Below are 20468 nucleotides of genomic sequence, written 5' to 3' on the forward strand. Positions count from 1 at the left end.
GCCATCAGGTGCGCCACCGCAGAGGCCCGTCGCTACGGGCAGCGATGTTCTGTGGCCGCAGCTGGGCCGGCAGGAGTCCTATGCTGCCGCATCAGTGCGAGGCAGGTGAAGCGCTGTCACGAAAGGTGCCCTCGATGGGCGGTGGGAGGAGGGGGCTGCTTCTATCTCGCCGCGGTGGAGATGGATGCGTACCAGTGTGACGACCGGTCCAGTGTGGCGGTCGCTGTTGCGTGCTTGTGAGCGGGCAGAGTCGATCGGAGGACCTCACGTTCAAAGTCGGTGCCACGCCCGCTCTGTCAGTACCGACTGGCACGATCAAGGGCATGACCAGCCGCACCGACACTCCCGTCCCGCTCCCGGCCAACCATCGCATCTCCGAGACCTACGCCGACTGGGCACGCACCCGGGAGCCGGGCGCCGAGCCCACCGCGCGCGCTGTGCTCGACCAGGCCGACCGAAAGCGGGGGCGGTCCTGGGAGAAGCCCGGCCGGTTCGTGGACGATATGGAGAGCCTGGCCCGAGGTCTGCCGACGGCCCATCTGCCCTGGTTCTGGGACACCATCGGCCACTGGCTGTTGGAGACGCACCGCCGCTCGGCCGCCCGAGCTTACGGTCAGGCGCGCTCAGCCGAACGCGACCACCGGCTGCACGTCGATTCCGACTGGCGGCGGGCGAATGTGCTGCTGTTCGCCCGGTTCGGTGCCCTGCCCGCCACCGAACTCAGTGGTCACCGCACATGGCTGGCCGGAATCCTCGATCCCGGCGACGCCCACCGGGAGTCCGTCCGTCTGCTGGCCACCTGGGCGGCGTCGCCCGGCGAGCTCCCCGCCGACCTGGGCCGCCGGGTTCGGGACTCGGCCCGCGCCGCCGGTCTCGGCACAGACGAGGAAGCCCGGGTGCTGGGCGGGCTGCTGGCCGCAGCCCGAGGTAAGGCCGTACCCGACCGGCTGCTCGACGACGCCGCCGGACCGCTCACCGTGCACCCGCCGACGGACGAGCAGGCCACCGGACTGCTTGACCTGTTCCCCGAATCGAAGAACGACGCGGCTGCCTGGCTGCGGTTGCTCATCCGCTGCGGTGCTGCCGACGCCGCAGCGGCCGGCCGGATCGCCCCCGAGGGCGGCCTCGGCGACTGGCTGCGCCGCTACTGTGCCGGCTACTCGCACCGCCGTGTCGCCGGCGGTGGAGTGACCAGCCAGCCCATGCCGACCGAACTTCTCGACCTGGTAGGCCGGTTCGCACCGCTGCTGCGGGCGGCTGGTGCCCCTGTTCGGCTGCACGAGGACCGCTACCAATGGCAGCACCTGGACGCGGACCTGCTCGACCTTTGCCTCGCTGAGGGCATACCCGTCGAGGACCCGGGCGCCGCCATCAGCCTGCAGTTCTGGGACGAGCGCTCGCGGCGGGACCTCAAGGCGCTTGCTGCCGACCCGGTGTTCGGGCCCCGCCTGGAGGGCACCGTGCATGCCGGGCTCCGCTCCGGCCCCGGTGGCGCCGCCGGGCCCCGCACCGGCACCGCCATCAGTCGACTCCCACAGAACGCGGGCGTGGCCGCCGAGGTGCACGTCCGGATCGAGAAGCTGCTCGACGCCCTGCGCGGGGGCGGCCTCGCCGCCGCCGACGAAGCCGTCGACGAACTGCGCGACCTCCTCGACCGGCCCACCGCCATCGCCCTGGACGGCATCGAGGAAGCCCTCGATGCCCTCGACCTCACCGGCCCGCTGGCCCGCACCCTGCGTGCCGGACTGCCCGAAGAGCTGGGCTGGCCCGCACTGGAGCAGGCCCTTGCCGAGTTCCGGCCGGACGAGACCGTGCATGTCACCTGCACCTGGCCGGTGCTCACCGTGTACGGGGAAGCGCGCGCCATCGCGGTCGATCACGCAGGACGGCGCGGCGATCACACCCTGGAGTTGCCCGACGCCTCCCGTTCCCACACCGTGCACTGGGTGGGTGGCCAGTTCCTCGTCGCGTGGGAGGCGGCCGAGGACGACTGGCGGCCGCGAAGCGCCTACTGGTCCGACCGGCTCGGCGAGACCTTCGAACCGGAGGAGACGTACGGACTGGCCCCCTACGGCGGCAGCATCCAGGGCGGTCTCGGCTATCAGTTCGAGACCCCTGACGGCGGTGGGCGCTTCGACGGTGAACGCGTCCTGCGCGCCGGTGGCCACGAGGGCATCGGCCACCGCGACTACCAGATGTACGACGGCCAGGCCTTCTGGAGCTCAGAGGTGTTTGGTGAACGCAGGAATGGCTGGGCCCATTTCGACCCGGACACAGGCACCCCCACCGACGACCGCACCCTGCCCGCATTCCACCGCCCCGCCGAAACCCCGCCCGGAACCGAGCTCTTCACCGACCACCGGATCCTCGCCGTGCTGCCGCCGGGCGCCCCACCCTCTCCGCTGGGCCAGGACGGGCGGCTCACCGGTTGCCGGGTCCGCTACCGCACGCCGTACGGCGGGCCATCGCCCCGCGAATTCGTGCTGGAATCCATCGACGGCCGCACCGCCTCCTACCGCAGCCGCACCTGGGGTCGCCGCCCCTGGGGCATCCTCGCCCTGCCGCTCGGCGGGGAGCACGCCGTCGTGACCGGCGGGACCACCATCCGCAGCCACGCCGCCGAGGACAACTCCCTGCTCTGGCAGGTCCGGGGCTTCCCTGGCAGCCGTGACCGCTCCCCGACACGCGCCACCCTCGGCGAGCAGGCCGGTCCGATGCCGCCGCCCGCCTATTGGCACTTCCTGGTCCCCCGTTGCGAGGCATCCTCCCAAGCCCTGCGGGCCGTTACCGACACCGACCTGCGCCGACTACTGCACCCCGGCACCGGGAGCGGCAACGACGCGCCCCACCCCCTGCCCGGCGTGAGCGACCTGCGGGTCCGGGCCGGCGTCGACCGCGCCGCCCGGCTCGCCGTCGACGTACTGCGCCGCCGCCAGGAACTGTCCCACCGGGTCGCCATCATGCGGTCCGGGCCGGTCGTCGACCTGCCCGACCCGGTACTCGACACCCGCCTCACCCCCGCCCTGCGCGGTCTGCTGCCCGAACTGCGGTCCTTCGAGGCACAGCCGCCGCAGCCGCAGCCCGCGCTCCTCACGTCGGTCGCCGCCGACGGCCGGTACCTACGCGGCGAGATCGAGGACGAGGTCCGGGTCCTCGCCCTGCCTGCAACCCCGCCTGAGTGGGCGGTGCTGACCGGCCGGATCGATGCAGTCGCCTGGCGTGCCGCCACCGCCGCCACCCCTGCCACGGAGCGACAGGCCCTCACCGCCCTGCTCTGCGCTTGGAGCCGACAGCCGTTCGCCGAGGCCGACAGCGCCTGGCGGACCGGCCGCGCCCCCGAGCAGCGGATCGCCGAACTCCGCGCCGGCGGCGCCCTGATCGCCTCCGGCCCGGTCCGCAGCGGCCTGGCCCTCTTCCTCCACCGCGCCGCCGACCCGGAGCCCGCCGACACCGAGGAGTGCGAGACCCACACCATCACCGGCGACGACACCACCCGACTGCCCCGCCTGCTGGCCCTGCTCGCCGAGCACGGCCCGCTGCCGGTGCCCGAGGAGGCGGTGGACCTGTTCCGCTGGCGCACCGGAGTGCCCCGGCCCATCGCCGCCCTCATCCTCGACGGGCTCCCCGGCAGAGACGACTACGACGAGCACCGCAAGCTGCTCCGCACCAAGCCGTACAAGGCGGACCGGGACACCGTCTGGGCGTACGAGGAGTTCCTGGCCCGGCTTGGCCCGGTCGGCCGGCGCACCGTGCTCGCGGCAGCCGTGCCCGCGGACCCGGCCGAACTGTGGGCACCCGGCGGTATGACCGCCGCCGCGGACCGGATGGCCGCCGCCTGGTCCGGGCTCCTTGATTCCGGACCGTACGCCGACGACGGCAGCCACGCCGCTGCCCTCGCCGCAGACCGCGGCCTCCACGAAATCTGGGCTACTGCCCTGCTCACCGGCCGCGTCCCCGGGCCACTGGATGCCGACGGGGTGCGGGCCGCCGTAACCACCGTTACCTGGGCGCTCACTGAACGCCCGGTCGGCGACCCGGCAGCGGCAGGCGCCCGCGCTCTCATCGACCGGCTCACGGACGCCCCCGCTGATCTCCGCACAGCCCTGCGCCGACTGGCGGACCGGTCTGCCAGTACCCCGGTCCCGCCGGGCCAGTACGAGACCAACCCGCTGTTCAGCGTCCCGACCCTGGTGGAACAGGCCGCGGCGGCTCTCGGCATAGGGCGCGACGCGGCGGCCCTCCACCTCCAACTGCACGCCCTCGACCGCCCGGCCGACCGCACCGTCCGCCGCTGGAACACCTGGACCCTGGACCACCACCGCGCCGTCCGCAAGGAGCTCACTGCCGCGAAGGCCCCCCGCCCCGCGCCGACCGCCCCGGCGGACGACCCCGCGGCGGTCGCCATCCCAATCCCCGTTCACGAACGGTTCGCCCGAGCCTGGGAGGACCAGGTACAGCCGAAGCCGCGGCGCGGCTAACTGACCACTTCAGAATAAGTTCGGTGTGGCGGCTGGGAGGTGGAGAGTGTGTCTAGCAGGGGCGGCTGCAGTGGTGTCACGTGCCGGCGGACGGTCCGGTACGGGCCCAGTGGCGCCGCATTTCTGAGTGCGGCGTCGTACGGGCGTCAACGGGTCTTCAGAACTCCGAACCACAATCCCGCACTTGACTGGAGGCCAAGGGGTCGCAGGTTCAAATCCTGGCATCCCGACGGAAACGTCGCAGGTAGGGGTCACGCCCCTGCCGCGCACACGTCATCCAGCGGTTGAACGCGGTAGCGGGATGCGGGGCAGGTCGGGGGTAGGGCGGCTGGGGTGGCTGCTCCTGTGAGTCCCCTTGGCGGTCGGTGGTTGGTAGGAGGTTCCGTCGCAGAGCGTTGCGAAGAGGACTTCTGCTCGTCGCTGTAGTTCCTCGATCGGCCCGGAGGGTCATGACCGTCCGGGCGAGCCCGGCACGCATTTGCGTCGACCGGCATGGTCTGGACGCGGTGACCCTCGTGGGCGCCTGCTGGGCTGACGGCATCGGCTTGAACAGTGAGGCGGTTACGGCTTGTTGGAGCCGTGGGGCGGAGTCACCGCGTGGGTGCGTGAGACGTGCGTGAGACGATCGGGAAACAGGTCGCAAGGGGAGGGATTTTCATGGGGGGCAAGGGTCGGCTGCATGTCAGTTCGGAACTGGCGGGGGTGCTGGAGCGGATCGACGCGCTCGGCCGGATGCTCGATGAACAGGCCGGCGCTGCCGAGGAGTTGGGCAGGCTGCCGGAGGACACCGCGCGGGCACTGCTCGACGCGGGGGTCGTGCGGGCCGAGCTTCCGCTGAGCCTGGGCGGGTACGAGTTCGCGCCGCGGCAGCTGATCGAGACGGTGGAGCGGGCGAGCTACCACGACGCCTCGGCCGGGTGGACCATGTTCGCGCTGCAGCTGATGACCGGGACCACCGCGGCGTACCTCGCCGGGAAGGCGGCGGCCGAGCTGTTCCCCGACGTGCCGAACGGGAAGTACGCGCTGCTCTCCGGGCACGGCACGCGCCCTGGCCGGGCCGTCACCGTGGAGGGCGGCTACCGGGTCAGCGGCGCCTGGCAGTTCGCCTCCGGAGTGGCGCACGCCACCCACATCCACAGCGCGATCCAGGTCGAGGACACCGGTGAGCTGCGGGTCCTTGCGATGCCGAAGTCGCAGGTGACCCTGGACGGCAACTGGGACGTGCTCGGGCTGCGTGCGACACACAGCATCGACTACCACTGCACCGATGTGTACGTACCGCACGAGTACACCTACGTCGCGACCACGGACACCCCGGTCAACGGTGGAGCCGTCTACGGCCTCGGCTTGGTCAACATGTCAGCGATCGGGCACACGGGCTGGGCCCTTGGCGTCGGCCGGCGGCTCCTGGACGAGCTGAAGCGGGTTGCCGCGGCGCGGAGCGGTTCGCGGGGCGCCGCGGTCGACACCTCCCAGTTCCACGCCGAGTACGCGACGGCGGAGGCCAGGCTGCGGGCGGCTCGAGCCTGGGTGAACGACGTCTGGCGGGACATTGAACAGACATTGGACCAGGGCGAGTTGACGAGCATGGAACAGGACACCCTGATCCGTCTCGTGCTCAATCACACGACCTTGACCGTGTACGAGGTGGGCCGCACCGTACACCGCTGGGCCGGCTCGGCGGCGATCCGCCGCGGACCGGTGGACCGCTTCCTGCGCGACCTCGGCACGGGCACGCAGCACATCACGTCGAACCCGGTCGTGCTCCAGAACTGCGGCAAGTGGCTCAGCGGCGCCGAGCCGGACGCCCGGTGGAGCTTCCTCGACCTGGCCTGACCTGTCCATCCGCGGGCCGGCGACCGGAGGCCAGCCACCCCGGGGGCCAGCGGTTCAAATCCTGTCGTCCCGATGGAAACGTTGCAGGTAGGGGTGACCTTCGGGTGGCCCCTGCTTCTCGTGTTTGGGAGCGCTCCTGGGAGCTGTGAGTCGCTCCCTGCGCTTCAACTCGATCTGTCCTCGGCTCGCACCAGGCGGGCCACCAGAGCAGCGACCAGGGCATCTCGAGGGATGAGCGTTTTGAATCTGCCTGCCGTGGTGACGGCGAAGAAGCGGCGCGGGCTGGCGGTGAGGACCTCGGCCCAAGCGTCGTCCGGGGCCTGGGCGTCGATGCTGTCCGTCACCAGAAAGACTTCGTACAGCTCACGCAGGCGCTGGATGGACACGAGGCGGCCTGATTCCGGTGACGGTCTGTCCAGGTCCTGCTGCAGGTACAACTCGAAGGCGAACGCCGGGTCCGGTGTCTGGTTCTCAACCGGCGGCAGGCTCTGGTTGGCGCCCCAGGGAAGCATCACGGAGGGGGCGACGGACGCGTGGGGGTTCGGAAGGGGCTGGCCGAGCTGCCAGGCGGCGGTCTTTGCACGGGCCCGCTCATGGGCCGTGCTCAGCGCAGGATCGGACTTGAGATGTGCGGCCAGCAGCCGGGACGGTGGCGCCCAGCCCAGGAAGGTGCCCGGCGTTCCGTTGCGTTCGCCCACGAAGGCGATGGCCTGCGGCCGGTCCCGCCGCGCGGCCCCGGCGATGAGGATGAACAGCCGGGTCTCCCACCAGGTTTGGCCCTGCCGCAGATCGACCACCGTGACTTCGCTGTCATGGGCTCGTCGCAGGGCCCGGAGGATGCTCCGCAGCGAGGTCCGCTCGAGCGGCATGTCCTCGGGAGTATCGAGGTTCTCGGTGAGTGTCGCGGTGCGTACGACTTCTGCGGCGGACTCCGATGCCGCGGCGAAGGACAGTGACACCCCGGCCACCTCGATGCTGCCGGCGTTCAGCGTCTGCAAGAACAGCAGTATTACCGGCAGCAGGCTGAGCGTAACCATGCCCAGCAGCACCCATCCGTCGTAGCCCTGATCCGGCCAATCCGCCACACCTCTGGACAGCGTCAGTGCCAGCACCAGCGCTAGGAGAATCAACGGTGCTGATAACAGGGCCCGTTGCGCAGACCACGGCCACAACCGCCGCCTGGTGCTGGACCTCGCCGATGCCGCTGCGTCAGTCATGGTTCCCCCAGCCCTGCGGGCCCTTGCAAGACACCGTGCAGAGTGTGGCATCGCCGGCCGCACGACCACCTCGCGCGAAAGGCGTATTTCAGCTGGGAGCTACCGGTGCACGGCCGCGCGCGGGGTTGCGGGCGGCCGACGGCGCCAACTCGCTCGCCGGGCGGCCAGGATGGTTCCCCCAAGAGGCGGTGCTCCGTCGGCCCAGCCGATGAAGCGCGCCCGCCGTTAGAAGCTGTAGCGGGTGTGGCTGAACACCTGGCCGTCGTGGCCGAAGCCGTATGCCGTGCCGGGTGCCACCGCGAACAGGAGGTCCTTGCCCTTACGGATACTGTCGGCGAAGCCGTAGAACGTCCCCTCCGGTGAGGTGACGTGGTCCCCGTACTGCGCCTCGAACGCGGTGATGACCTCTTCCTGTCGTGCCGGATCCGTCACCCGCTCCGCCGTGCCCTCGACCACGATGTCGAGGCCTCCGGAGAGTGAGTTGTTCCCTGTGGTGAGCGCGCAGTGGGCGTTGGCTGCCAGGTTCTTCGCCTTCTGCTCGCCCGACCCGGTGCTGAAGTGCAGTGCCCCGTCGTGCCAGGCGGCGATCAGTGGCGTGACGTGCAGTCGGCCGTCCGGCCGGACCGTGGTGATCCAGAAGACTTCGGCGGCTCGCAGCTCGCCCTGGGCCTTGGCCCAGTCGGTGGCGGTGACGTTGTCCGCGCCCGGGCGCGGGTTGAGCGCGGCGCTGTAGCGGGCGTCGAGCTCGGTCTTGGGCTGCTTCGGCGTCATGCGGAACTCCCTTCCCTCATCTTGTGACGAAGGCTACGCAGCCTGGTGCCCGGCCGGATCGCTGAAGCGGTCGGGCGTGTCGGCCAGGACGTCACGCCGTGCGGTTGGCCTGCTCGCCTCCTTCATTCGCTGAGTTGACCGGCGCCGATCTGCGGACGCCGGATGCCTGGCGCCGGACGCTTGTGCGGCCCTCTCAGCGGCTTCAGGATGCAGGCATGTCTGAGTCAACGTCAGCAACCGAAGCGGGAGCCACAGCCGAAGCGGGAACCACAGCCGAAGCAGGACCCGCAGCGCCAGCAGAACCCGCAACCGCAACCGCAACCGCGTCCAGTTCCTCCGCCCCCTCCTCCTCCCCCTCCGTCCTCGCCGCCCTGATCGACGCGTTGCGCGGTGGCGCGATCGACGTCGTCGACCTCACCGCGCCGTTGTCCTCCACCACGCCCGTGCTTGAACTGCCGCCCGAGTTCGGGCAGACCAAGGTGTTCGAGCTGGAGGAGATCAGCCGGTACGACGAACGGGGGCCCGCCTGGTACTGGAACAACTTCCGTACCGGCGAGCACACCGGCACCCACTTCGACGCACCCAACCACTGGGTCACCGGCAAGGACCTCGCCGACGTCGCCTCGGTGCCCGCCCACCAGCTGGTGGCTCCCGCGGTGGTGCTCGACTTCACCGACGAAGTCTCCAAGGACCCCGATTTCCTCGTCGAGGTGAAGCACGTGGAGGCGTGGCAGAACCGGTACGGGGCGTTGCCCGACGGCGGGTGGTTGCTGGTGCGCACCGGGTGGAGCAGCAGGTCGTACGCGCAGGAGCCGTTCCTCAATGGGGATGAGGACGGACCTCATACGCCGGGACTGTCCGCCGCCTGTGCCCGCTGGGTCGCCGAGCAGTCGCCGGTGATCGGGCTCGGCGTGGAGACGGTGGGCACCGACGCGGGCCGGGCGCACGCGTTCGAGCCGGCGTTTCCCTGTCACTCGTACCTCATGGGCAGCGGCAAGTACGGGCTGACGCAGCTGCAGAACCTGGCGGAGCTGCCACCGACCGGGGCCGTCGTCATCGCGGGGCCGCTGCCCATCGTCTCCGGCTCCGGGGCGCCCGCACGGGTCCTCGCCCTCGTCGAACGAGCGGGGCGACCGTCGTGAAGGTCGCCGAAGCGGTCGGGCGGGCCCTGGTCGCGGCGGGGGTCGGCCAGGTCTTCGGCGTGGTGGGCTCCGGCAACTTCCACGTCACCAACGCGATGGTGGCGGCGGGCGCGAGGTTCGTCGCGGCGCGCCACGAGGGCGGCGCCGCCACCATGGCCGACGCGTACGCCCGCGTGCGGGGCGCCGTGACGGTGGTCAGCGTGCACCAGGGGTGTGGGTTCACCAACGCCCTCACCGGGATCGGCGAGGCCGCCAAGAGCCGTACGCCGCTCGTCGTGCTCGCCGCGGAGGCCTCGAATCCGCGCTCCAACTTCCATGTCGATCAAGGGGCGTTGGCGCAGGCCGTCGGCGCGCGGAGTGCCCGCGTGACGTCTGCGGCCGACGCCGTCGCGCAGTCGTACGCCGCCGTGCGCCGTGCCGTCGAGGACCGGTGCACGGTCGTGCTCAATCTTCCGCTCGACGTACAGGCACTGGACGTTCCGGACGTGGACCGGGCCCTGGCCGCCGTGGTGCCGCCGCCCCCGCGCCCCGCCGTCGCACCCGCCGACGACGACGTCGCGGCCCTCGCCGAGATCCTCGCGCACGCCGAGCGCCCGGTGTTCGTCGCCGGGCGCGGCGCGCGCGGCCCCGACGGCCGCCGGGCCCTCGAGGCGCTCGCCGAGCGCTGCGGTGCGCTGCTCGCGACGTCGGCGGTGGCCCGCGGCCTCTTCCGGGGCAACCCGTGGTCGCTCGATGTCGCGGGCGGGTTCTCGTCGCCGCTCGCCGCCGAGTTGATCCAGGGCGCCGACGTGATCGTGGCCTTCGGCTGTTCGCTCACCATGTGGACGACGCGGCACGGCAGGCTCATCGGCCCGGACACGACCCTGGTCCAGGTCGACGACGACCCCGCGGCGCTCGGCGCGCACCGCTCCGTCCATCTCGGGGTCACCGGCGACGTGCTCCTGACGGCGGAGAGGACGCACACCGCGCTGGGGGACATGGGAGGCGGCCCTGGCTACCGCGCCACCGCCACCGCCGACGCGCTCGCCGCGCGACCGCGCTGGCGCGACGTCCCGTACGACGACACCGGCACCCGGGACCGCATCGACCCGCGGACGCTCAGCATCGCCCTCGACGACATCCTCCCGGCGCAGCGCGTGATCGGCGTCGACTCGGGCAACTTCATGGGCTACCCGACGATGTACCTGTCCGTCCCCGACGAACAGGGCCTGTGCTTCACCCAGGCCTTCCAGTCCATCGGCCTCGGCCTCGCCACCACCATCGGCGCGGCCCTGGCCCGCCCGGACCGCCTCGCGGTGGCCGCACTCGGCGACGGAGGGGCGCTGATGAGCGCCGTCGAACTCGACACGGTGCGCAGGCTCGGACTGCCCATGGTGATCGTCGTCTACAACGACGACGCGTACGGAGCGGAGGTGCACCACTTCGGCCCGCACGGATTCCCGCTCGACACGGTCGAGTTCCCGCCCACCGACATCGCCGCCGTGGCACGCGGTTACGGCTTCGACGCGGTGACCGTGCGCACGCCCGCCGACCTGAAGGGCGTACGGGACTGGGTCGAGGGCCCGCGGGCGGCGCCGTTGCTCGTCGACGCCAAGGTGGTGCGGGAGCGCGGGGCCTGGTGGCTCGAGGAGGCGTTCCGCGGACACTGAGCGAGCGAATTAGCCGCCCTGGTACGGAAGGTGTTGGTGGGGCGGTTGAGACGAAAGGGTTTGCTGCGCGTACGTGACGGCACACGGAACCCATCCGGCGGTGGTGTACACCGCCGGGGACAGGAGTCGCACGTGTCGCGCAAGAAGACCCTCAGTCGTAAGAAGAAGGTCGCCCTCATGGTGGGCGCCGCCGCGCTGGTAGCGGGAACCGCGGTGGTGATGACCGGCACGAGCCAGGCCTCGGTGGCGTGTGACGGACTGGCCACCGCGCTGAGCAACAACGAGCAGTTCATCGCGGGCCAGCGGGCTAAACCCGATGCGCAGTCCGCGGCGCGGATCGCCAACCGGGAAGCGGTGATCGAGGAGATCAAGCGGAAGCAGGCGGCGTCGGGCTGTGACGCGGGTGAGGGCGCGGGCGCCGCGGCCGGGGCGGGGGAGGGGGCGGAGGCCGGTGGGGAGGCCGGTGAGGGTGCCGGGGCCGGCGAGGGCGCTGCTCAGCCGCCGGCGGAGGAGCCGGGTGGCGGTGCCACGGCCACGGTCACGGCCCCGCCCGGGGAGGGCGAGGACGCGGGGGCGGAAGGTGAGGTCGTCTGCGCAGGCTCCACCGTCACGCTGTCGGGCGAGGACGGTGCGCCGGCCGCGTCCAGCAACGAGTTTCCCGTCGGTACGCAGCTGAAGGTGACGAACCTGGACAACTCCAAGTCCACCACGGTGGAGGTCACTTCGACGTCGGGCAGCTGTGTGCTGCTCAACAACGCGGCGTTCGAGGACGTGCGCGAAGCCGGGAAGTTCCTGATCCGCAAGGCACGGATCGAGCGAGTGGGGTAGGCGGGGTAGGTGGGGTCGGCCGGACCCAGCGGAAGCGGAGCCCGCCGTGTGCCAGATCGTATGATGCGTCAGAACCGTTTGTGGGTGGGGGACTTGAGGCGGTCGCAACTGCCTGGGTCCTGCAGGGCGCTGGGCCTCATCGCTCGGGGGAGACGTCGTTGTTCCGTGCCTGTCTGTACGCGGAGAACGCGGAGAACCCGGCGCCCGCGGTGCTGCCCCCGGCGCTGCGCGCGTCGCTGGGGCTGATCTCGGCCCTCGCCACGCTGGTGGTCGTCGTGCTCGGGGTCCTCTACGCCGGTCACAGCGAGCCCGGCAGGGTGGACAGGTGGTTCGTCGATCCGACGGCGGACAGCGTACGGGCGCCGTGGCGGAACGTCGCTCTGGCCACGGACTTCCTGGGGGAGCCCGTCGGAGCGGCGGCGCTTGTGGTGGCCGCCGTGACGGGCTGCCTGCTGCTTCGGCGGCCTCGCGCGGCGGTGCTCGTCGTCGCCGGCACCGGGCTGACCGTGGGGACGGCGACGCTGGCCAAGCATGTGGTGGGACGCACCATCCACGGCGACGCGAACCTGTCCTACCCGAGCGGGCACGCCGCCTTCGTCACCGCGCTCGCCCTCGTGGTGGCGCTCCTCGCGACCGGCCGGCTCGGCCTCGGCCGGTCGGCCGGTACGTCGCTCGTGCTCGCCGTGGCACTGGTCTCCGGCGCCGCCATGGGCTGGGCGCAGGTCGCCCTGGGCGCGCACTACCCGACCGACGTCCTCGGCGGCTGGTGCACCGCGCTGGCGGTGGTGCCGGCGACGGCGTGGCTGGTCGACCGGACGGCCGACCGGCTGGCCGATGCCGGTCGGCCGGAGTCAGACTGACGTCACGTCACGCGAGACGGCGGAACACGGGCTTCACCGGCCGTCCTGCCAGCCACGGCGTGGGATCACCGGCGTCAAGTGCCTTGCGGTACACCGCACATGCCTGGGCCACCACGTCGACGGTGTGGTCGATGTCGGCGTCGTCGAGCGCGCTGCTCACCACGAACGACGGGGCGAGCACCCCGCCCGCGAGGAGCCGGCGCAGGAACAGCGTGCGGTACAGCTGCGACGGCTGCCCGCACTCGTCGAGGGTGCCGAACACCAGATTGCTGGCCCGGCCCCGGACGACGATGTTGTCGCCGACGCCCATGGAGGCCGCTGCGTCGCGCACACCGGCGGCCAACCGCTCGCCGATGGTGTGCAGTCGCGCGGTGACGCCCTCCTCGGCGTAGGTGGTCTGCACGGCCATCGCGGCGGCCAGCGAGTGCGTTTCCGCGCCGTGCGTGGTGGACAGCAGGAACACCCGGTCGCCGGAGTGGCGAAGGCCGCCCCGCTCCATCACCTCGCGGCGCCCGGCGAGCGCCGAGACGGCGAACCCGTTGCCCAGCGCCTTGCCGAACGTGGAGAGGTCGGGGACGACGCCGTACAGGCCCTGGGCGCCCGCCTCGGACCAGCGGAAGCCGGTGATCATCTCGTCGAAGATCAGTACGCAGCCGTGCCGGTCGGCGAGCTCGCGCAGCCCGGCGAGGTATCCCGGCGGCGGCTCGGTGTGCCCGGCCGGTTCGAGGATCAGGCAGGCGACCTCGTCCTGGTACCGGGTGAGCAGCTCCTCCGTGGCGGCCAGGTCCCCGTAAGGGAACGCCACCGTGAGCTCGGTGGTCGCCGCCGGGATACCGGCGGACATCGGCGTGGTGCCGATGAACCAGTCGTCGACGGAGAAGAACGGATGGTCGCCGCAGATGGCCACCCGCGGGCGCCCGGTGACGGCGCGGGCGAGGCGCACCGCGGCCGTGGTGGCGTCGGAGCCGTTCTTCGTGAACTTCACCATCTCGGCGGTCGGCACCGTGGCCAGGAAGCGTTCGGCGGCATCGACCTCCACGATGGAGGGCCGGACGAAGTTGCTGCCGCGGTCGAGTTCACGCCGCACCGCTTCGAGCACGCGTGGGTGGGCGTGGCCGAGGCTGACCGACCGCAGGCCCGACCCGTACTCGATGTAGCGGTTGCCGTCGATGTCCCACACGTGGGCACCATGGCCGTGGCTGATGACCGGGGCCAGGTTCTCGGGGTACTGGTCGTCGCCCTTGGCGTAGGTGTGCGCGCCCCCGGGAACCATGGCGTGCAGCCGCTCGTTCGCCTGCCGCGACCGGGGCAGCAGGAACTCTTCGGTGTCCACGCTGACTTCAGCTCTCTTTCCGCTTCAGGACTTGCTTCAGGGCCTCGGCGAGGCCCGGCGCCTTCCGGTCCCGCTCGGACATCGACGTGACCGGCAGCGGCCAGTCGATGGCGAGCTCCGGGTCGTCGAAGGCGATCGTCACGTCCTCGGCCGGATCGTGCGGGCGGTCGATCCGGTACGAGGTGTCGGCGGTCTCGGTCAGCGCCTGGAAGCCGTGCGCGCACCCCGCCGGGATGTACAGGGTCGCCTGCGTCTCGTCCGACAGCTCGAAGAAGGCCCGGCTGCGGTACGTCGGTGAGTCCGGCCGCAGGTCCACGACGACGTCGAAGATCCTGCCGTACGAGCACCGCACCAGCTTGGCCTCGCCCGCTCCGGAGCGCAGGTGCAGACCGCGCAGCACGCCCCGCGCCGACCGGGACAGACTGTCCTGGATGAACGCGTTCGGGTCGAGGCCCACCGAGCGGACCACGTCGGCGTCGAAGGTGCGGCAGAAGAAGCCGCGTTCGTCGGCGTACGGCGTCGGCTCGAACAGGTACGCGCCGGCGATCGCCGGGACTTCGGTCGCCTTCATGAGGCCTCCCGCAGGGCGTGGGGGTGGTCGGTTGCCGGGAACAAGGCCTTGGTCAAGGCGGTGAATTGGTGTTCGAGCTGCCGGGCGACGACCAGATTCCGCTCGGTGAGGGTCCTCCGCAGCTCCGCCGATCGCTCCTCAAGGGCCCGGAACTGCTTGAGCAACAGGTCGGTGTCGACCTCGCGGGCCGGGTGGCAGTACGCGTCGAGGCCCATCCGCTCCATGAGTGCCTCGCTCTTCGCCGCATAGCTGAGGGCGAGCGTCGGCGTGCCGACCTTCAGCGCGCAGATCAGGTTGTGGTACCGGGTCGCCACCACGGTGTCGGCAGCCGCCGTCTCCTCCATGAGGTCGGCGAGCGAGGCCGTCTCGGTGGCGGTGACCAGCGGCGAGTCCACCGCGTCGAGGATCGCGGCGACCACCGGCGCGTCGCACGCGTCGCCGGTGAGCAGCCGGACCGACCTGCCGTCCTCAACGAGCTTACGGACGAACCGAGTTGTCCCGTCCAGGTAGCGTCGGTGGATCTCCTCGGCCCGGGGGCGGTCCTCGTCGCCGCCGTGGAAGGCCATGACGCCGACGCAGACCGTGCCGGGTGAGTCCGGGGGCGTGCTCGCCCGCGGCGTCGGCAGGGCGAACGCGAGGTCCGGGTAGACCTCGTCGCGCGCCGTGTCCACGCCCATCGCCCGCATCGCGTCGCGTGACAGGGCGTCGCGGTACGACCGGTAGGTGGCGAGCCGCGCCGACCAGCGCACCAGGGCCCGGGTCGACCGGTTGCCGATCGCGGCGGCACCGACGCCGACCAGCGCGACCCGGGTGCCGACCAGCCGGCCGCTCGCGCAGAGCAGGAACAGCGAGTACGGGAAGCCCCACGGCCGCAGCGGCAGCGTGGCCTCCAGGACGCCCATGCCCGGCACGATCACCACGTCGTGCCGACGCACCCAGGCAGCGGTGCGGACGACGTCGACGAGTTTGCCCAGACCCTTGCCCGCGATCGCGCCCGCACGCGACGCGGTCCGGTACTCCCCGCGGTACCAGTGCAGCCGCGTCGCGGGGATCCCGTACCGGGCCGTGACGGCCTCGGGTCCGCCGCACAGCGCGTCCACGACCGCCTTCGGGTGCTCGGCGCTGAGGTACCCGAGCACGGCCTCGAGCGACCCGTCGTTGCCGAGGTTTCCTGAGCCGAGCAGGCCGAACACCCCTACGCGCAGCGGGGTTTCGGGCACGGCGGTCATGCCTGCCGCCCCTCAAGTCCTTCACGGCCTTCACGGCCCGCGACGAGGGCGTCGACGGAGACCGTGAGCTTGGCCGGGTCGACCGGGGCGCGGTCCTCGACCCGCTCGCCGGCGCTGCCTGGCCGGGCCCGGCTGGTCATCCACGTGGCCAGGTGGCGGAAGCACGCACGACGGTCGGCGGAGGACAGCGGCGCCCGCCGGATCGCCGAGGCGAAGCCCCAGACGTACTCGGCGAGCAGCCGGGGCGTCGGGTGCAGCGGGCCCGCCCGGCGCGGGTCCAGGTTGACACACCGGGAGCGCTTGGAAGGGTTCGCGCGCTCGGCGCGTGTGGGGTGGTCGCGGCGGAAGTACAGCAGCTCGGGCACCTGGTGGAAGGGCCCGTGCAGGACGATCTCGGCGACGAACGTGCGGTCCGCGTGGTGGTAGCTGTCGTGCGGCTTCACCCGGCGCAGCACGTCGGCCCGCATCACCCCGTAGAAGTCGTCGCCTCCGGGCTCGAAGAGGAAGCTGCGGAAGCGCTCCGGCGCGCGCGGCGAGTCGGTGGCGATCCCGTACTCGTAGGGGACCTTCACCTGCCCTTCCTCGTCGATGACCGCCTGGCCGGAGTGCGCGAGGACCACGTCAGGCCGCTCGTCGAGGGCCTCCACGCAGCGCCGCAGCAGGTCCCTGGCGTACAGGTCGTCGTGCGAGGCCCACTTGAACAACTCGCCGCGGCACTGCGTGAACACGTAGTTGTGGTTCGGCGCGGCGCCGATGTTCCTGAGCAGCCGGATGTACCGGATGCGCGAGTCCCGCGCGGCGTACTTGCGGCAGATGTCCTGGGTCCCGTCGGTCGAGGCGTTGTCGGTGATGACCAGCTCGAAGTCCTCGTAGGTCTGGCCGAGCAGGGCGTCGAGCGCCTCGGCGAGGTACTCCTCGCCGTTGTACACGGGCAGGCCGATGCTCAGCCTGGGTTGCGCGGTCATGAGGTCCTCACTTCGGGAATGGGATTCTGGTGGCGCTCACGCAGGGCGGACCGCAGCTGCAGCCACCACACGGCCGAGCTGCAGACGGTCGCGGCGGCGACGCCCCAAGCAGAGCCGACCGTGCCGGCCACGGCCGCCCCGCCGAGCCCGCCGCCGACATAGCAGGTGGAGGCGATCAGTTGGCTGCGCAGGCTGCGCCGGGCCGCGCCGAGTGCGCGCAGCCCCGCCGCCGCACCGGTGCCGAGACCGGCGCCCGCGACGCCGAGTGCGGCCGGCACGATGAGCTGCGACGCGGAGCTCCAGACATCGCCGAGCACGGCCTCGCCGAGCCGGTCCGGCATCAGGACCAGCGCCGCGCCCCAGAGCAGCGCGGCGACGGCCTGCCCGGCGCCGAGCAGGAGGCAGAACCTGGCAAGGCGGTGCGGGGCCCGCCGCAGCACCCGTGCCGCCTCCGCGACGGTGACCAGGGACAGCCCCATCAGCACCGCGAGGAACGGGCCGAGCAGCAGCTCCGCGCCCCGGACCGCACCCACGGCGCCGACCCCGACGATCGCGCCGAGCCCGTACGCCCGCAGCTGGCTCGCGCCGCTGACGCCGACGTTCTCGACCAGGTACCGGTAGCTGAGATCGCGCTGCTCGCGCAGCCACGCGCGCGCCCCGGTCAGCCGGGGCCTGATGCCGGACTGGACGCAGCCGTACACCGCGGCCACCGAGGCGGCAGCGCCCCAGGCGAGCACGAAGGCGGCCACGCTGCCCACGCGCGCCGCCACCACCAGGGCCGGGACGAGCGCGACGCCCCACACGAGGTCGTTGACGAACGCCTTCCGCCCGGTGCCCGCCGCGAAGAACGAGTACCGCCAGGCGTCCTGCAGCAGCAGCCCCGGCAGTACGACGCCGAGGCAGGCGAACGCGGGCCCCACGCTGCCGCCGAGAGCGAGGCCGACGATCACGGACGCCGCGCCGATGGCCGCACCGACGCCGAGCGCGGTACCCGACGACCGGGCCACCGCCCCGCGCCAGGACGCCTCCGGCACGCCGCTGAAGCGCACCACGAGCGGGTCGGTGGCGAGGCCGCGGGAGACGCTGAGCACCACGCCGTAGGTCACCCAGGCCAGGCTGAACACGCCGAACGCGGTCACGCCGAGCGAGCGTGCCACGTAGATCCCCACCGCGAAGTTGGTCATGCTGGAGGCCGCCTGGTCGGCAAGCCCCCAGGACAGCCTGCCGACCATGGCCCGCTTGGCGGTCACCACGGTCGGCCTCGTCTTCTCCCCCTCGGTGGTCATCCGTGTCACGCCTTGATCAGCCCGGCGCCGTGCAGGGCATCGGCCGCGGCGGCGACCGTGTCGAACGGAAGGCCGGACCGCTCGGCGACATCAAGGAGACTGTGCCCGCCGTCGGAGAGGCTCAGCACCCAGAGCATGGCCATCTGAGCCTGCTTCGCGTCGCTGCGGCCGCCGAGCGATTCGTACAACCCCCTTCGGCCCAGCTGTGGTTCGCCGTAGGGGCTGAGGTTGACGTACTGCCGGTTCCGGTCGAGCACGGCGAACGCCTCGCGGCAGAGCGCGAGCGTGTCCTCCATCGCGTCCGGGGAGACGAAGTCCGGGTTGTCCGCCGAGGTGTGGTACTCGGGGTAGCCCGCGTACGGGGTCCGGCTGAGCGAGCCCACACCCAGATCGAACCCGGGCGAGCAGTACTGCCGCTCGTCATAGCCGTACGGAGTGAACTCGGCGATGTGGTGCGGGCGTTCGGACGCGGCCAGCATGTGCCGCATCACCCGGTCGATCTCCGCGTCGCCGCGCCTGCTCTGCTTGTACGTCAGTGGGCCCCGGTCACCCGCGCAGGCAAGGACGAGGCCGTGCTTGACCCGCTCGATCCGCTCCGCGTTGCGGGCCAGCCAGGTGATCGCCCCGACGGTGCCGGGCGCGAAGATGAACCGGTAGGTGTAGTACGGCGTCTGCTCGGCCAGCGCCCGCGCCAGGAACGTCGCCACCGCGATGCCCGCCAGGTTGTCGTTGGCCAGCGACGGGTGGCAGACGTGGCAGGAGACGATCACCTCGTCGGAGACCTGCCCGGGGATCACGTGCTCGGCGTAGGTGAGGTGGCCGTCGGCGAGCGTGGAGTCGATACGTACCTCGTAGTCGCCGTCCGGCAGCGCGTCCAAGGTCTCCTGTGCCAGGCAGAATCCCCATTCCGGCTTGTAGTAGCTGGTGCGGTACGGCACCCAGGTCGGGTGGTCCGGCAGGGTGTGCAGGTGTTCACGCAGCTCGGCCAGCGGCATGGTCCGCGACACCGGCACGCTGTAGCCGAGCACGTGCAGGCTGGACGCGGCGAAGTCGACGACGCGGTGGCCCGCGCTGTCGGCGACGTACGCGTCCCGGATGTTCCACTCCTGCGGCACCGTCCAGTCGAGCACCTGCGTCCCGGTCGGTACCTCGTGCACCTGCAACGGGATGTACTCGCCGACGATCTCCAGGGTGGCGCGCACGCCGTCGCCGGTGATGCTCCGGCACAGCGGGTACAGCCGCTCCACCAGCGCGTGCATCTCCTCACCGGCGGTGCTCATCCGCGCCGCCGCAGGGTGTCGTCGACGGTGCCTGCCTCGGACGCCGCGCGCAGCACGGCCAGGCGCGTGAAGCGCTGCTCGAAGTCCTCCCGGGTCAGGCCGAACGCGCGGTAGGCGTCGGTGAGTTCGACAGCTCCCTGCTTCACCGTCCACTCGCAGTCGAAGCCGGGTATCGCGGCACGGAACCGGGAGAAGTCCACGCGGTACGACCGCGGATCGGCACCGGTCTCCCCGGTGATCACCACCTTCGAGCCGGACACCGCGTCGGCGACCTGCTCGGCGATCTCGGCGACCGTGACGTTGTTGATCTCGCTGCCGATGTTGAACGCCCGGTCGTGCACCGCTTCCCGCGGAGCGGTGAGCGCGGCCGCGAAGGCCCGTGCGATGTCGGCGGCGTGCACCAGCGGACGCCAGGGCGTGCCGTCGGAGAGCACCAGCACCTCGCCGGACAGGAGCGCGTGGCCCACCAGGTTGTTCAGGACGATGTCGGCGCGCAGCCGGGGCGAGTAGCCGAAGGCCGTGGCGTTGCGCATGAACACCGGGCTGAAGTCGCCGTCGGCCAGCGCGTGCAGGTCGTCCTCCACCCGCACCTTGGACTCCGCGTAAGGCGTCACCGGGCGCAGCGGGGCGTCCTCGGTCACCAGGTCGCTGCCGCCGGCGGCTCCGTAGACCGAGCAGGTGGACGCGTACAGGAAGCGCCGCACGCCGGCGTCGTGGGCGAGCCGGGCCAGGCGTACGGACGCGTGGTGGTTGATGTCGTAGGTGAGGTCGGGGGCCAGCGACCCCAGCGGGTCGTTGGACAGCGCGGCCAGGTGGATCACGGCGTCCACCCCGGCCAGGTGTTCGGCCGTGACGTCGCGCAGGTCCACCCGGTGCCCCGGCGGATCCGCGGGCGGCGGGCCGAGGACGCAGTCGGCGAACAGGCCGGCGTCGAGCCCGACGACCTCGTGTCCGGCGGCCGCGAGGACCGGGGTCATCACGGTGCCCAGGTAGCCCTGATGACCGGTCAGCAGTACGCGCAAG

15 protein-coding genes are annotated in these 20468 nt (G+C 71.8%); 6 read left to right on the forward strand and 9 right to left on the reverse strand.

Annotated elements, in window-relative coordinates; genetic code table 11:
- The first annotated feature begins 323 nt into the window (after window positions 1–323).
- A complete protein-coding gene (locus AC07AG_RS10460) occupies window positions 324–4478 on the forward strand; it encodes a serine/threonine-protein kinase (protein ID WP_478753763.1) in 4155 nt (1384 codons plus the stop codon).
- 657 nt (window positions 4479–5135) lie between these two features.
- Complete coding sequence (locus AC07AG_RS10465; RefSeq protein WP_478753764.1) at window positions 5136–6314, forward strand: acyl-CoA dehydrogenase family protein; 1179 nt, start codon at window positions 5136–5138, stop codon at window positions 6312–6314.
- Window positions 6315–6478: 164 nt separating this feature from the next.
- On the opposite strand, the gene AC07AG_RS10470 is transcribed toward AC07AG_RS10465, so the two are convergent.
- Both AC07AG_RS10470 and AC07AG_RS10475 read right to left on the reverse strand, forming a co-directional pair.
- Window positions 6479–7426 carry a hypothetical protein gene (locus tag AC07AG_RS10470; RefSeq protein ID WP_478753766.1) on the reverse strand — a complete coding sequence of 316 codons (948 nt, stop codon included), beginning with the start codon at window positions 7424–7426 and terminating at the stop codon, window positions 6479–6481.
- 330 nt (window positions 7427–7756) lie between these two features.
- Window positions 7757–8302 (reverse strand): pyridoxamine 5'-phosphate oxidase family protein, encoded by a 546-nt coding sequence (locus AC07AG_RS10475; protein WP_478753768.1) that lies wholly within the window; start codon window positions 8300–8302, stop codon window positions 7757–7759.
- 383 nt (window positions 8303–8685) lie between these two features.
- On the opposite strand from AC07AG_RS10475, the gene AC07AG_RS10480 reads away from it, so the two are divergent.
- The 4 genes from AC07AG_RS10480 (at window position 8686) to AC07AG_RS10495 (ending at window position 12781) form a co-directional block, all read left to right on the forward strand.
- Window positions 8686–9444 carry a cyclase family protein gene (locus AC07AG_RS10480; RefSeq protein ID WP_478753993.1) on the forward strand — a complete coding sequence of 253 codons (759 nt, stop codon included), beginning with the start codon at window positions 8686–8688 and terminating at the stop codon, window positions 9442–9444.
- Window positions 9441–11093 carry a thiamine pyrophosphate-binding protein gene (locus AC07AG_RS10485; RefSeq protein WP_478753770.1) on the forward strand — a complete coding sequence of 551 codons (1653 nt, stop codon included), beginning with the start codon at window positions 9441–9443 and terminating at the stop codon, window positions 11091–11093. The genes AC07AG_RS10480 and AC07AG_RS10485 overlap by 4 nt, the downstream gene beginning before the upstream one ends.
- A 132-nt stretch (window positions 11094–11225) precedes the next feature.
- Complete coding sequence (locus tag AC07AG_RS10490; RefSeq protein WP_478753772.1) at window positions 11226–11921, forward strand: RlpA-like double-psi beta-barrel domain-containing protein; 696 nt, start codon at window positions 11226–11228, stop codon at window positions 11919–11921.
- Window positions 11922–12079: 158 nt separating this feature from the next.
- The gene (locus AC07AG_RS10495) at window positions 12080–12781 is read left to right on the forward strand and encodes a phosphatase PAP2 family protein (RefSeq protein ID WP_478753774.1); all 702 of its coding nucleotides are present in this window, start codon (window positions 12080–12082) and stop codon (window positions 12779–12781) included.
- A gap of 7 nt (window positions 12782–12788) precedes the next feature.
- Here AC07AG_RS10495 and AC07AG_RS10500 read toward each other — a convergent pair whose 3' ends face one another.
- The 7 genes from AC07AG_RS10500 to AC07AG_RS10530 are packed head-to-tail and all read right to left on the reverse strand — an operon-like array spanning window position 12789 to window position 20467.
- Window positions 12789–14114, reverse strand: a complete 1326-nt coding sequence (locus tag AC07AG_RS10500; protein ID WP_478753776.1) for a glutamate-1-semialdehyde 2,1-aminomutase — start codon at window positions 14112–14114, stop codon at window positions 12789–12791.
- 7 nt (window positions 14115–14121) lie between these two features.
- Window positions 14122–14685: a dTDP-4-dehydrorhamnose 3,5-epimerase gene (gene rfbC, locus AC07AG_RS10505; protein ID WP_478753778.1), complete on the reverse strand. Its 564-nt coding sequence runs from the start codon at window positions 14683–14685 to the stop codon at window positions 14122–14124.
- Window positions 14682–15914, reverse strand: coding sequence for a polysaccharide pyruvyl transferase family protein (locus AC07AG_RS10510; protein WP_478753780.1), 1233 nt, complete (start codon window positions 15912–15914; stop codon window positions 14682–14684). Before AC07AG_RS10510 ends, rfbC begins: the two co-directional genes overlap by 4 nt.
- Window positions 15911–16879: a glycosyltransferase family 2 protein gene (locus AC07AG_RS10515; protein ID WP_478753781.1), complete on the reverse strand. Its 969-nt coding sequence runs from the start codon at window positions 16877–16879 to the stop codon at window positions 15911–15913. Before AC07AG_RS10515 ends, AC07AG_RS10510 begins: the two co-directional genes overlap by 4 nt.
- Window positions 16876–18165: a hypothetical protein gene (locus AC07AG_RS10520; RefSeq protein WP_478753783.1), complete on the reverse strand. Its 1290-nt coding sequence runs from the start codon at window positions 18163–18165 to the stop codon at window positions 16876–16878. The genes AC07AG_RS10515 and AC07AG_RS10520 overlap by 4 nt, the downstream gene beginning before the upstream one ends.
- A 5-nt stretch (window positions 18166–18170) precedes the next feature.
- Window positions 18171–19445, reverse strand: a complete 1275-nt coding sequence (locus tag AC07AG_RS10525; protein WP_478753785.1) for a DUF4910 domain-containing protein — start codon at window positions 19443–19445, stop codon at window positions 18171–18173.
- The gene (locus AC07AG_RS10530) at window positions 19442–20467 is read right to left on the reverse strand and encodes an NAD-dependent epimerase/dehydratase family protein (RefSeq protein ID WP_478753787.1); all 1026 of its coding nucleotides are present in this window, start codon (window positions 20465–20467) and stop codon (window positions 19442–19444) included. The genes AC07AG_RS10525 and AC07AG_RS10530 overlap by 4 nt, the downstream gene beginning before the upstream one ends.
- Between the last annotated feature and the right edge of the window lies 1 nt (window position 20468).

The sequence above is a fragment of the Streptomyces sp. NPDC044044 genome (assembly GCF_056434405.1).

Excerpts from the sequence above, each read along its gene's own strand:
- AC07AG_RS10460 (WP_478753763.1), top strand. The coding sequence starts at position 324 with ATGACCAGCCGCACCGACACTCCCGTCCCGCTCCCGGCCAACCATCGC.
- AC07AG_RS10465 (WP_478753764.1), top strand. The coding sequence starts at position 5,136 with ATGGGGGGCAAGGGTCGGCTGCATGTCAGTTCGGAACTGGCGGGGGTG.
- AC07AG_RS10475 (WP_478753768.1), bottom strand. The coding sequence starts at position 8,302 with ATGACGCCGAAGCAGCCCAAGACCGAGCTCGACGCCCGCTACAGCGCC.
- rfbC (WP_478753778.1), bottom strand. The coding sequence starts at position 14,685 with ATGAAGGCGACCGAAGTCCCGGCGATCGCCGGCGCGTACCTGTTCGAG.
- AC07AG_RS10510 (WP_478753780.1), bottom strand. The coding sequence starts at position 15,914 with ATGACCGCCGTGCCCGAAACCCCGCTGCGCGTAGGGGTGTTCGGCCTG.
- AC07AG_RS10515 (WP_478753781.1), bottom strand. The coding sequence starts at position 16,879 with ATGACCGCGCAACCCAGGCTGAGCATCGGCCTGCCCGTGTACAACGGC.
- AC07AG_RS10520 (WP_478753783.1), bottom strand. The coding sequence starts at position 18,165 with ATGACCACCGAGGGGGAGAAGACGAGGCCGACCGTGGTGACCGCCAAG.
- AC07AG_RS10525 (WP_478753785.1), bottom strand. The coding sequence starts at position 19,445 with ATGAGCACCGCCGGTGAGGAGATGCACGCGCTGGTGGAGCGGCTGTAC.